A 12,053-nucleotide genomic window follows, 5' to 3' on the forward strand; every position below is an offset into this window, starting at 1 on the left:
CGTACGCGAAGCGGGACGGTGAGAAGAAGCCGTACGCGAAGCGGGACGGTGAGAAGAAGCCGTACGCGAAGCGGGACGGTGAGAAGAAGCCGTACGCGAAGCGGGACGGTGAGAAGAAGCCGTACGCGAAGCGCGACGGGAGTGCGCGACCCCCGCGCGGCGGCAGCGGACGAGACGGTCAGCGCGATGCGCGCAGGGATGAGCGCCAGTCGCGTCCGGACGAGTTGCGTTCTGTGCGGTCCGCCTTCGACGAGCCGGCGCTGCCGGCCGAGATCACTGCTTCGTCGCTGAACGCCGCGGCGCGCAATCAGCTGAAGACGCTGAGCAAGGAGAACGCGGAGGACGTCGCCCGTCACCTGGCGATGGCGGCGGAACTCATCGACAGTGATCCCGAGCTCGCCCATCGCCATGCGATCGCCGCGACGCGGCGTGCCGGTCGCATCGGCATCGTCCGCGAGACCGCCGCGATCACGGCATACGCGATCGGCGACTACGCGCTCGCTTTGCGTGAGCTGCGCACCTATCGGCGCATTTCCGGCAGCGACGACCAGATCGCGCTGATGGTCGACAGCGAACGCGGTGTCGGTCGACCCGACCGCGCCCTCGAGGTGGGTCGTGCCGTGGATCGCGGCTCCCTGCCCGCCGGTGTCCGTGTCGAACTCGCGATCGCCATGTCCGGGGCGCGCCTGGATCTGGGTGAGACCGAGCGCGCGCTCCAGGAACTCGACATCCCCGAACTGGATCCGAACCGCGCGTTCGAATGGAGTCCGGGTCTTTTCGCCGCGCGCGCCACCGTGCTGGAGGAACTCGGTCGCGCCGAAGAGGCGGAGCAGTGGCGCACGCGCGCGGAGATCGCCGAGCAGGCTCTGCGCGCCGCCAGCGGCGAAGACGATCTCGAAGTCATCGAGATCGAGGAGATCTTCGAGGACTCCGGGGCCGCAGAGGAGCCCGAGGGCGAGCGCTGATGGGTCTGTTCTCCCGCAGGTCGTCGTCCCACGCGCCGCTGGACGGGGTCGATGTCATCCTCGCCGACCTCGACGGTGTGGTCTACGCCGGGCCGGGAGCGATTCCGCACGCGGTGGAGAGTCTGAACGCGAGCCGTGACGGTCGCCGGCTCGGATACATCACGAACAACGCTTCCCGCACGGACGCGTCGGTGGCCGGACACCTGAGCGACCTCGGCCTGCCGACGAGTCCGGAGGAGGTCGTCACGAGTCCGCAGGCGGCCATGCGTCTCCTCGCGACGAAGATCGCACCGGGCGCCACGGTTCTGGTCGTCGGCGGAGACGGGCTCGTCCATGAGCTCGAGAAGGCGGGCTTCGTCGTGACACGAAGCGCCGATGACGCGCCCGCGGCGGTCGTGCAAGGTTTCGCGCCGGAGGTCGGGTGGTCGCAGCTCGCCGAGGCCGCGTACGCGCTCGCGCTGCCGGAGGACGAGGGTGGGATCCCCTGGATCGCCACGAACACCGACTGGACGATTCCGCAGGCCCGAGGCATCGCTCCGGGCAACGGCACATTCGTCTCCGCGGTGCACACGGCGGTCGGGCGTCTGGCGACGGTCGCCGGAAAGCCGGAGACTCCGATCTTCGAAGAGGCCGTCGCGCGTTTCGCGGCTCGGAACCCGCTGTTCCTCGGCGATCGGCTGGACACCGACATCCTCGGCGCCAATCGTGCCGGCATCCGCTCTGCGCTCGTGTTGACCGGCATCGACCGCCCGAAGCACGTGCTCGCGGCGCCGTCGGGCTCCCAGCCGACCTTCATCCTCGAGGATCTGCGCGACCTTCATGAGCCGTATCCCGAGGCTGAAGTGGCGGGCGGCGTCGTCGCGGTCCGCGGGGCGCGCGTGCGCATAGACGGACCTGATGTCGTCATCCTCGACGAAGGAGAGCGCCCCATCGATCTCCTCCGCGCCGGCGCGAAGGCGATCTGGGACACCGGCCGGGCGATCTACGGCTTCCGCGTGCCCGAACGCCTGTACGCCGATCCGTTCCATCGCCGGTGAGGTCGACGGTATCTGCGCATCGCCACGTATCCTGAGGTGATGGACCACACCGCGCGGGGCGAGCAGGAACACCTCGATCTCCTCTCGACCCTCGAGGTGATCGAAGCGCAGCCGCTCTCCAGCCGGGCCGAAGGGTATCTGGGTGTGCACGACGCCCTCGCGCGGCGACTGGAATCAGGTCCGTCCGGCATCTCTTCTTCATGACGAGTCGCCTCGACACCGCCCTGGCTGAGCGTGGTCTCGCGAGATCGCGCACGCACGCGGCGACCCTGATCGCGGACGGTCTCGTCACCGTCGACGGGCGACCCGTCGTGAAGCCGTCGACGGCCGTCTCGGCGGACGCCGTGCTCGAAGTCGCGGCGACGGATCACTACGTGAGTAGGGCCGCTCACAAGCTCATCGCCGCGCTCGACACCTTCGGCGTCGCCGTCGTCGGCCGCGTCGCGCTGGACATGGGCGCCTCCACCGGCGGCTTCACCCAGGTTCTTCGTGAGCGGGGCGCGGATCCGGTCATCGCGGTCGACGTCGGTCACGATCAGCTGGCTGCCGTGGTCCGAGACGATCCCGGCGTCGTCGTCGTCGAGGGATTCAACGTCCGCTACATGACGCCCGCTTCGCTCGCGGACGCCAGCGGTGTCGCTGCGGCGCCCGCGGTGATCACGGGCGATCTCTCGTTCATCTCGCTCGCCCACGTCCTCCCCGCCGCGCGCGATGTCGCCGCTGCCGGCGCGGACCTGATTCTGCTGATCAAGCCTCAATTCGAAGCCGGCCGCACGGCGGTGAAAGGCGGGCTCGTCACCGACGCCGCCACGCGGGCCGACGCGGTTGCCGGGGTGTTGTGGTCGGCGTGGGATGCCGGGCTCGGCACGTGCGGCGTGATCGCATCGCCGATCGTCGGCACGCACGGCAACGCGGAGTATCTGGCGCACCTGCGGGCGATGCCGGACGACCTCGGACGCGCGACCAATCCGACAGAATGGTTGAGCACCGTGAATCGATTGACGAGGAGTCAATGACCGACGTCGAACGCAACATCCTGGTCGTCGTGCACGCACGCCGCGACGACACCGTCGTCGCCGCCGAGCGCGTCGTCTCGGCACTGCGCGGTGCGGGTGCCCGACCGGTGCTGTCGGCGGATGACCGCGCCGAACTCGGCGATGCGCTTCCCCTGCTGGGCGACGTGGCGACGCTGGATGTCGACGTGTCCGTCGCGGACATCGAACTGGCCATCGTGCTGGGCGGCGACGGGACGATCCTGCGCGCCGCCGAGCTCGTCCGGGAGGGCACGGCCCCGGTGCTCGGCATCAACATGGGTCATGTCGGCTTCCTCGCCGAAATCGAGCGCGACGACATGGACCTGGCAGTCGCGCGCGTCATCGCACGCGACTACGCCGTCGAAGAGCGGCTCGCCCTCCAGGTCCGCGTCAAGGACTCCGCAGATGCCGTCCTGTACGACACATGGGCGCTCAACGAGGCCACCGTGGAGAAGGCCAGCCGCGAGCGGATGCTGGAAGTCGTGATCGAGGTCGACGGCAGGCCGCTGTCGTCGTTCGGCTGCGACGGCGTCGTGGTGTCCACACCGACCGGTTCCACTGCCTACAACTTCTCTGCGGGCGGCCCCGTGATCTGGCCGACGGTGCAGGCGATCGCCGTCGTCCCGCTCTCCGCTCACGCCCTTTTCGCCAAGCCCCTCGTGGTGGGGCCCGAGCACGCCGTGGCCATCGAGGTGCTCGAGCGCACGAACGGAACCGGCGTCCTCTGGTGCGACGGGCGGCGTTCGCACGATCTTCCTCCCGGAGCCCGCGTCGTCGTGCGCCGCTCGGAGCGTCCGGTCAGGCTTGCGCGTCTGCATCCGGCGGCGTTCACCGACCGGCTGGTGCGCAAGTTCCGGCTGCCCGTCGAAGGGTGGCGGGGCCCGGCGACGGCGTCGACCGGCCTGATCGGTCAGATTCCGTGATCGAGGAGATGCGACTGCGCGATCTGGGAGTGATCGCCGAGGCGACGCTCCCGATCGGGCCGGGATTCACCGCGATCACCGGAGAGACCGGTGCGGGCAAGACGATGGTCGTCACCGGGCTCGGGCTGCTGCTCGGGCAGCGCGCGGATTCGGGTGCCGTTCGCGGCGGCGCGGGTCAGGCATCGGTCGACGGGGTGTGGATCGTGCCGGATCACGGACCCGTCGCCGACCGTGTGCGCGAGGCCGGCGGTGAGCTGGAGCCGTTGCGTGACGGCATCGCCGAACTGTTCGTGGTCCGGACCATCACCGCCGAGGGCCGCAGCCGCGCGAGCGTGGGCGGCCGCGCCGCGCCCGCCGGGGTGCTGTCGGATCTCGCCGACGAGCTCGTCGTCGTGCACGGCCAGTCCGACCAGTTGCGGCTGCGCACCGCCGCCGCGCAGCGCGACGCGCTGGACCGCTTCGGAGGGGAGCCGATCGGGGCCGCCCTCGCCGCATACCGCGAGACGTTCGAACACACCCGCTCCGTCGGTCGCGAACTGCAGGAGCTCGTCGACGAGCGGGACGCGCGTGCACGGGAGGCGGAGGAGCTCCGCGCGGCGATCGCCGAGATCGAGCAGATCTCACCGCAGCCGGGGGAGGACGCCGAGCTCGCCGTCCGCGCGGAACGGCTGGCCAACGCGGAAGAGCTTCGCAGTGCGGCCTCCGCGGCGCACGAGATGCTCTCGGGCGACGGCGACGTGCCGGATGTCGGCATCCTGCTGGCGGAGTGCCGGCGTGCGCTCGAACGGGCGCACGACCCGACGCTGGAGGAGCTCGCCACCCAGGCGGCGGACCTCGGCTACCGTGCGGCGGATCTCGCGCAGTCGCTCTCCGGCTTCCTCGCCGACCTCGATGACGCCGGGCCGCACGAGTTGGCCGCGGTCCAGGAACGCCGCGCCGATCTCGGCACGCTCGTGCGCGTTCACGGTTCGGTGGATGCCGCGATCGAACTCCTCGAAAGCGGTTCGGCGCGCCTCGTCGAGCTCGACGACGACGGTGCGCGCATCGACCGGCTCACGCAGGAGCGCGATGCCGCGGCAGCCCTCCTCGACGAACGTGCCGCCGCGCTGACGACGGCACGCATCACGGCCGCGGAGACGCTCGGGGCCGCCGTCACCGAAGAGCTGCACGCCCTCGCGATGCCCGATGCGCGCGTCGTGGTCGCCGTCTCCCCAGGAGCGGAATCCGCGAGCGGGCGCGACGACATCTCGATCCTGCTCGCCCCGCATCCGGGAGCCGATCCTCGCCCGATCGCGAAGAGCGCTTCCGGCGGCGAGCTCAGCCGCGTCATGCTCGCGATCGAGGTCGTGATCGCCGGCGTCGACCCCGTCCCGACGTTCGTCTTCGACGAAGTGGATGCCGGCATCGGCGGCGCGGCGGCGATCGAGGTCGGGCGGCGTCTGCAGCGCCTTGCCCGCTCCTCCCAGGTGATCGCTGTCACGCACCTCGCCCAGGTCGCGGCGTTCGCGAACAACCACCTCTCGGTCGTGAAGGCCCACGACGGCGCGGTCACCGCGTCGGACGTGCGGACGCTGGAGGGCGCCGAACGCGAGGCGGAGATGGCCCGGCTGCTGTCGGGGATGCCCGATTCGGATGCCGCGCTGACTCACGCGCGCGAGCTGCTGGGCCTTCGCGCCCAGACTGACTGATAGGATAAAAGCCCGTGGCGGAAACTCATACGGCAGGCATTTCGGACGGCAGCGCGAACGGCACCACTCGGCACATCTTCGTGACCGGCGGTGTCGTTTCTTCGTTGGGCAAGGGTCTCACGGCGGCGAGCCTCGGCAACCTTCTCACCGCCCGTGGGCTGCGGGTGGTCATGCAGAAGCTGGACCCGTATCTGAACGTCGATCCGGGCACGATGAACCCGTTCCAGCACGGCGAGGTCTTCGTGACCGACGACGGTGCCGAGACCGATCTGGACATCGGTCACTACGAGCGCTTCCTCGACATCAACCTCAGCCAGGCGGCGAACGTCACCACCGGGCAGATCTACTCGCAGGTGATCGCCCGCGAGCGCCGCGGCGAATACCTCGGCGACACCGTGCAGGTCATTCCGCACATCACCGACGAGATCAAGCGGCGCATGCGTCTGCAGGCCGACGAGACGCCTCAGCCCGACGTCATCATCACCGAGATCGGCGGCACGGTCGGCGACATCGAGTCGCAGCCGTTCATCGAGTCCGCGCGGCAGATCCGCCACGAGCTCGGCCGCCAGAACGTCTTCTTCGTGCACGTGTCGCTCGTCCCCTTCATGGGCGCGTCCGGTGAGCAGAAGACGAAGCCGACTCAGCACTCCGTCGCCGCGCTGCGTTCGATCGGCATCCAGCCGGACGCCCTCGTGCTGCGCAGCGACCGCCCCGTCACGGAGTCCAACAAGCGCAAGATCGCGCTGATGTGCGACGTCGACGAGGACGCCGTGGTCAACGCCGTGGACGTCCCGAGCATCTACGACATCCCGACGATGCTGCACGAGCAGGGACTGGACGAGTACATCGTCCGCTCGCTCGGGCTGGGCAAGGCCGCCGCGGTGGACTGGTCGCGCTGGGAGCGCGTGCTGCAGGCCGTGCACAACCCGAAGCACGAAGTGACGATCGGTCTCGTCGGCAAGTACATCGACCTCCCGGATGCCTACCTCTCCGTGACCGAGGCGCTCAAGGCTGGCGGCTTCGCGCACGAGACGCACGTCACGATCACCTGGATCCCGTCGGACCAGTGCGAGACCCCCGAAGGCGCCGCGAAGGCACTCAGCGGCGTGGACGGGATCGTCGTCCCCGGCGGGTTCGGCATCCGCGGCATCGAGGGCAAGCTCGGCGCGCTTCGCTTCGCGCGCGAACAGGGCATCCCGACGCTCGGACTGTGCCTCGGATTGCAGTGCATGGTGATCGAGTACGCGCGCCATGTCGCGGGGATCGATGACGCGTCTTCGACCGAGTTCGATCCGGACACGACGAACCCGGTGATCGCCACGATGGCCGAGCAGGTCGAGATCATCGCCGGGGGAGACCTCGGCGGAACCATGCGTCTCGGCATGTACCCGGCAGAGCTCGCCGAGGGATCGCTCGCCCGTGAGGTGTACGGCGCCTCGCGCGTGGACGAGCGCCACCGACACCGCTACGAGGTCAACAACGCCTACCGCGACGCGCTCTCCAGCGCGGGGCTGTTCTTCTCCGGCCTGTCTCCGGACCGCAACCTCGTCGAGTACGTCGAGCTGCCGCGTGAGGTGCACCCCTACTACATCGCCACCCAGGCCCACCCGGAGCTGCGCTCCCGCCCGACCGACCCGCACCCGCTCTTCCGTGGGCTCGTGGGTGCGGCGCTCGAGCGGCACCGCGCGAGCGAACTGTTCGACGTCGAGAATGACTGACCCGGACCCGACGACGCTCCGGGACGAGCCGGTCGAGCCCGAAGTCGTATCGAGCGAGCTGGTGTACTCCGGGCGCGTGTGGGACGTGCGCAGCGACACCGTCCGCTACGGCGACGGCGAGATCGTGCGTCAATACGTCGATCACCCCGGTGCGGCGGCGGTGGTGGCGGTCGACGCGCAGGACCGCGTTCTGCTGATCCAGCAGTACCGCCACCCGATCCGTCACCGTGACTGGGAGATCCCGGCAGGGCTGTTGGACGTGGCGGGGGAGGACCCGCTGCAGGCGGCGCAGCGCGAGCTCGCCGAAGAGGCCGACCTCGCGGCGCAGGACTGGGACCCGCTCGTGAGCGTCTTCACCACTCCCGGCGGCAACGACGAGGTCGTCCATCTCTTCCTGGCCCGCCGGCTCGCTCCGGTCGGCACCGCGCACGCGCGCGAAGAGGAGGAGGCCGACATCCGCACGGAGTGGGTCCCGCTCGATGACGTCGTGACGGGCGTGCTGCACGGGCGGCTGCGCAACGGCATCCTCGCGGTGGGTGTGCTGGCCGCCGCGGAACGACTGCGCCGCTCGGGACACTGACGTGCAGCTCGATCGAGCCGTCGACGCGTACTTGCGCCACGTCTCGATCGAGCGCGGACTGTCCGCGCACACCGCCGCGGCATACCGCAGGGACCTCTCGGGGTACCTGGACTGGCTCGCCGGCCGCGGCATCCGTGATTCGGGCGACGTGACGGCGAGCGTCGTGGCCGAGTTCGCCGCCGAGCGCGCGTCCGCCGAGCCGCCCCCGGCGGCGTCGAGCCTCGCGCGCCTGCAGTCCTCCGTCCGGGGCCTGCACCGCTTCCTCGCACGCGAAGGGATCGAGAGCGAGGATCCGACCGGGAGGCTGCGCCCGCCCAAGGCCGGACGGCGGCTGCCGAAGGCGCTCACGGTGGATCAGGTGGAGAGACTCCTGGATGCCGCGGGACCCGCGACCGGCGGGGTCGACGCCGCCGACCTCATCGGGCTGCGCGACCGCGCGCTGCTGGAGCTGCTGTATGCGACCGGGGCCCGCGTGTCCGAGATCGTGCAGCTGGACGTGGACGACATGGCTCAGGGTGATGTGGTCCGGCTGCGGGGGAAGGGCGCGAAGGAGCGTATCGTCCCGGTCGGCTCGTATGCGCGGGCGGCTCTCGAGGCCTATCTGACCCGCTCCCGCCCCGAGCTCTCGCGCCGCGGGCGCGCGACCCCGCGGCTGTTCCTCGGCGCACGCGGTGCGCCGCTGTCGCGGCAGAGCGCGTGGCTGGTGATCCAGCACGCCGCCGAGCGCGCCGAGCTGACCGCGCACGTGTCGCCGCACACCCTGCGACACTCCTTCGCGACCCACCTGCTGCAGGGCGGCGCCGACGTGCGCGTCGTGCAGGAGCTCCTCGGTCATGCGTCCGTGGCGACGACGCAGATCTACACGCACGTCTCGGTGGACGCGCTGCGCGATGTGTACGCGACATCGCACCCGCGGGCGCGCTGAGCCGCGGCATCCGTTCGCCTCATCGCTAGAATCGACCGAGCACGATGAGAAGGTTGGGAGACCGGGTGGCTGGCAGTGTGACGAAGGGTTCGGCGAAGAAGCCGAAGGCGGGCGAGGGCGATGTGCCCATGGGCCCGACCGGTCGTCCCTACCAGGGGTTCCCCACGCCGCCCAAGCTCGACGGGCACGGGCCGGCACGCATCATCTCGCTCTGCAACCAGAAGGGCGGTGTGGGCAAGACCACCACGACGATCAACCTGGCGGCCTCGCTCGCGCAGTACGGTCGCAAAGTCCTCGCGGTGGATTTCGACCCGCAGGGCGCGCTGTCCGCCGGGCTCGGCATCCAGACCCACGACGTGCCGACGATCTACGACCTGCTGCTGGACACGAAGCGCGACCCGAAGGAAGTGATCGTCCACACCTCCGTCGAGGGCCTGGACATCCTCCCCGCGAACATCGACCTGTCCGCGGCCGAAGTGCACCTCGTGAACGAGGTCGCCCGCGAGACGATCCTCGCCCGGGTGCTCCGCAAGGTCTCGGCCGAGTACGACGTCATCCTGATCGACTGCCAGCCCTCGCTCGGGCTGCTGACCGTGAACGCCCTCACGGCGAGTCACGGTGTGCTGATCCCGCTCGAGTGCGAGTTCTTCGCGCTGCGCGGCGTCGCGCTGCTCATCGAGACCATCGACAAGGTGCGCGACCGGCTGAACCCCTCGATCGAGCTGGACGGCGTGCTCGCGACGATGTACGACCCGCGGACGCTGCACTCGCGCGAAGTCCTGGAACGCGTCGTCGAGGCCTTCGGCGATGACGTGCTGGAGACCGTGATCGGGCGCACCGTGAAGTTCCCCGACGCGTCGGTGTCGGGTATGCCGATCACCGAGTTCGCGCCGGAGCACGCGGCGGCACAGGCGTATCTGCGGCTGGCGCGGGAGCTGGTCGCGCGTGGTGCCGTCGCCTGAGGACGCCGCCGCGCCCGAGGACGCCCCCACCGACGGCGAGGGATTCCGCGTCTCGCTCGGGGTCTTCGACGGACCCTTCGACCTCCTGCTGACGCTGCTGTCCAAGCACGAGCTCGACATCACCGAGGTCGCCCTGAGCCGCGTGACGGCGGAGTTCATCTCCTACCTGCGCGAACTGGATGCCGATGAGGAGCTCGAGCAGGCATCCGAGTTCCTGGTGGTCGCGGCGACGCTTCTGGACATGAAGGTCGCGGGCCTGCTGCCGCAGGGCGAACTGGTCGACGCGGAGTCCGTCGCGCTCCTCGAGGCCCGCGACCTCCTGTTCGCGCGGCTCCTGCAGTACCGGGCCTTCAAGGAGGTCTCGACATGGTTCGCCGCGCGGCTCCGCGCCGAGGACGGGCGGCACACGCGCGCGGTCCGACTCGACGAGAAGTACCGCGCCGCGGTGCCGGAACTCGTGTGGACCCTCAGCCTCGAGGACTTCGCGGCGCTCGCGATCCTCGCGATGACCCCGAAGGAGATCCCGCACGTCGGCCTGGACCACCTGCACGCGCCGCTCGTCAGCATCCGCGAGCAGGCCGCGATCGTGGTGACGCTGCTGCGGGATGCCGGATCCCTGAGCTTCCGTGAGCTCGTCGCCGGGGCCACGGCGCCCGGCGTTGTCGTCGCGCGCTTCCTGTCCGTGCTCGAGCTGTACCGGCACGCCGCACTGTCGTTCGAGCAGCTGGAGCCGCTCGGCGAACTCACCCTCCGCTGGACCGCCGAGCGGTGGTCCGATGAGAACCTCGCCAGCCTGGGAGCCGATTATGACCGATGAGAACCCGCCCGTCCCTCCTCCCGCGGACGTCGCGCGCAGGCTCGAGGCGATCCTGCTGATCGTCGAGGAGCCGCAGAGCCTGGTGGCGCTCGCGGCGGCGGTCGGAGCACCGGTGCCCGCCGTCCGTCAGGCCGTCGAGGCGCTCGTGGCCGATTACGACGGCCTCGCCGGCAGTCCGCGCCGCGGATTCGAGCTGCGCGAGGTCGGCGGCGGATGGCGACTGTACGTGCGCGCCGAGCACGACGAGCTGGTGAGCGAATTCGTGAACACGCAGGCACCGTCCCGGCTGTCGCAGGCGGCTCTGGAGACCCTCGCGGTCATCGCCTACAAGCAGCCGGTCACGCGCGGGCAGGTCGCCTCGATCCGCGCGGTCAACGTCGACTCGGTCGTCCGCACCCTCCTCGCCCGCGGCCTGATCGCCGAGGCGTTCACGGATGCCGAGACCGGCGCGATCCACTACGCCACGACGGACGCTCTGCTCATCAACCTCGGGATCAACTCGCTCGACGAGCTCCCGCACATCTCGCCGCTCCTGGACGACGGCGCTGACGGATTCGAGGACGTGCTGCGCGCATGAACGACGACGAACGCCCGACGGACGGCATCCGTCTGCAGAAAGTGCTCGCGAACGCGGGCGTCGCCTCGCGGCGGGTGGCGGAGAACCTCATCGTCGAAGGCCGGGTGCGCGTCAACGGCCACGTCGTGACCGAGCTCGGCTCGCGTATCGACCCGGAAGTCGACGAGGTCGATGTGGACGGCACAGCGATCCAACTCGATGCCACGAAGCGCTACGTCGTGCTGAACAAGCCCCGTGGTGTGGTCAGCTCGATGAAGGACGAACGCGGGCGCCGCGACCTGCGTGAGTTCACGCGCGACTTCCAGGAGCGGCTGTACAACGTCGGGCGATTGGATGCCGACACGAGCGGTCTGCTCGTGCTCACCAACGACGGGGAGCTCGCCCATATGCTCGCCCACCCCTCGTTCGGTGTCACGAAGGTGTACGTCGCGAAGGTCGAAGGCAAGGTCACCGCGCAGACGATCGCGCGCCTCACCAAAGGGATCGATCTGGAGGACGGCGCGATCGCGGCGGACAAGGCGCGGCTGCTCTCCAGCTCCGCCGAGGGCGGCGGGTCGCTCATCGAGCTCACCCTGCATTCCGGGCGCAACCGGATTGTCCGGCGGATGATGGCGGCGGTCGGCCACCCGGTCGTCGAACTCGTGCGCCGCCAGTTCGGGCCGCTGCACCTGGGAACCCTCCCAGTGGGTCGCGTCCGCGAGTTGACTAAAGTGGAGCGGGGTGCTCTGCTGACACTCGCGCGCAGCGCGACCGCGGACACCGCCACCCCGCCTCCCGCGAGCCCGTAGCGCCGCGCCGGCGCACACCACCAGGAGAGCCAGTGAGCG

Annotated in this window: 12 protein-coding genes and 1 pseudogene; all 13 read left to right on the top strand. The window is 70.1% G+C overall.

Annotation, left to right across the window (positions count from 1 at the left end):
- Window positions 1-965, top strand: a pseudogene (locus AB0P18_RS09170) (primosomal protein); the annotation flags it as partial.
- Window positions 965-2,002 (top strand): HAD-IIA family hydrolase, encoded by a 1,038-nt coding sequence (locus AB0P18_RS09175; protein ID WP_363359765.1) that lies wholly within the window; start codon window positions 965-967, stop codon window positions 2,000-2,002. The pseudogene AB0P18_RS09170 and the gene AB0P18_RS09175, both read left to right, overlap by 1 nt.
- 39 nt (window positions 2,003-2,041) lie before the next feature.
- Complete coding sequence (locus AB0P18_RS09180; RefSeq protein ID WP_344052996.1) at window positions 2,042-2,206, top strand: hypothetical protein; 165 nt, start codon at window positions 2,042-2,044, stop codon at window positions 2,204-2,206.
- On the top strand, window positions 2,203-3,018 hold the full coding sequence (locus AB0P18_RS09185) for a TlyA family RNA methyltransferase (protein ID WP_363359766.1): 816 nt from the start codon (window positions 2,203-2,205) through the stop codon (window positions 3,016-3,018). Before AB0P18_RS09180 ends, AB0P18_RS09185 begins: the two co-directional genes overlap by 4 nt.
- Complete coding sequence (locus tag AB0P18_RS09190) at window positions 3,015-3,959, top strand: NAD kinase (protein WP_363359767.1); 945 nt, start codon at window positions 3,015-3,017, stop codon at window positions 3,957-3,959. Before AB0P18_RS09185 ends, AB0P18_RS09190 begins: the two co-directional genes overlap by 4 nt.
- On the top strand, window positions 3,956-5,647 hold the full coding sequence (recN, locus tag AB0P18_RS09195) for a DNA repair protein RecN (RefSeq protein WP_363359768.1): 1,692 nt from the start codon (window positions 3,956-3,958) through the stop codon (window positions 5,645-5,647). Before AB0P18_RS09190 ends, recN begins: the two co-directional genes overlap by 4 nt.
- 14 nt (window positions 5,648-5,661) lie before the next feature.
- Window positions 5,662-7,365: a CTP synthase gene (locus tag AB0P18_RS09200; RefSeq protein WP_363359769.1), complete on the top strand. Its 1,704-nt coding sequence runs from the start codon at window positions 5,662-5,664 to the stop codon at window positions 7,363-7,365.
- Complete coding sequence (locus tag AB0P18_RS09205) at window positions 7,358-7,945, top strand: NUDIX hydrolase (RefSeq protein ID WP_363359770.1); 588 nt, start codon at window positions 7,358-7,360, stop codon at window positions 7,943-7,945. The genes AB0P18_RS09200 and AB0P18_RS09205 overlap by 8 nt, the downstream gene beginning before the upstream one ends.
- A gap of 1 nt (window position 7,946) precedes the next feature.
- Window positions 7,947-8,870, top strand: coding sequence for a site-specific tyrosine recombinase XerD (gene xerD, locus AB0P18_RS09210; protein WP_363359771.1), 924 nt, complete (start codon window positions 7,947-7,949; stop codon window positions 8,868-8,870).
- 128 nt (window positions 8,871-8,998) lie between these two features.
- Entirely contained in the window at window positions 8,999-9,832 is an 834-nt protein-coding gene (locus AB0P18_RS09215; protein ID WP_344055813.1) for a ParA family protein, read from the top strand.
- Window positions 9,816-10,649, top strand: coding sequence for a ScpA family protein (locus tag AB0P18_RS09220; RefSeq protein WP_344053010.1), 834 nt, complete (start codon window positions 9,816-9,818; stop codon window positions 10,647-10,649). The genes AB0P18_RS09215 and AB0P18_RS09220 overlap by 17 nt, the downstream gene beginning before the upstream one ends.
- The gene (gene scpB / locus AB0P18_RS09225) at window positions 10,639-11,226 is read left to right on the top strand and encodes an SMC-Scp complex subunit ScpB (RefSeq protein WP_363359772.1); all 588 of its coding nucleotides are present in this window, start codon (window positions 10,639-10,641) and stop codon (window positions 11,224-11,226) included. Before AB0P18_RS09220 ends, scpB begins: the two co-directional genes overlap by 11 nt.
- Window positions 11,223-12,014, top strand: a complete 792-nt coding sequence (locus AB0P18_RS09230) for a pseudouridine synthase (RefSeq protein WP_363359773.1) — start codon at window positions 11,223-11,225, stop codon at window positions 12,012-12,014. Before scpB ends, AB0P18_RS09230 begins: the two co-directional genes overlap by 4 nt.
- Window positions 12,015-12,053: the final 39 nt, after the last annotated feature.

Origin of the sequence: Microbacterium sp. NPDC064584, assembly GCF_040687315.1 — a bacterium.
Lineage (GTDB): Bacteria > Actinomycetota > Actinomycetes > Actinomycetales > Microbacteriaceae > Microbacterium > Microbacterium lacus.

Coding starts and splice junctions, on each gene's coding strand:
- AB0P18_RS09185 (WP_363359766.1), top strand. CDS start 2,203: ATGACGAGTCGCCTCGACACCGCCCTGGCTGAGCGTGGTCTCGCGAGA.
- scpB (WP_363359772.1), top strand. CDS start 10,639: ATGACCGATGAGAACCCGCCCGTCCCTCCTCCCGCGGACGTCGCGCGC.
- AB0P18_RS09180 (WP_344052996.1), top strand. CDS start 2,042: ATGGACCACACCGCGCGGGGCGAGCAGGAACACCTCGATCTCCTCTCG.
- AB0P18_RS09230 (WP_363359773.1), top strand. CDS start 11,223: ATGAACGACGACGAACGCCCGACGGACGGCATCCGTCTGCAGAAAGTG.
- AB0P18_RS09175 (WP_363359765.1), top strand. CDS start 965: ATGGGTCTGTTCTCCCGCAGGTCGTCGTCCCACGCGCCGCTGGACGGG.
- AB0P18_RS09190 (WP_363359767.1), top strand. CDS start 3,015: ATGACCGACGTCGAACGCAACATCCTGGTCGTCGTGCACGCACGCCGC.
- AB0P18_RS09205 (WP_363359770.1), top strand. CDS start 7,358: ATGACTGACCCGGACCCGACGACGCTCCGGGACGAGCCGGTCGAGCCC.
- AB0P18_RS09215 (WP_344055813.1), top strand. CDS start 8,999: ATGGGCCCGACCGGTCGTCCCTACCAGGGGTTCCCCACGCCGCCCAAG.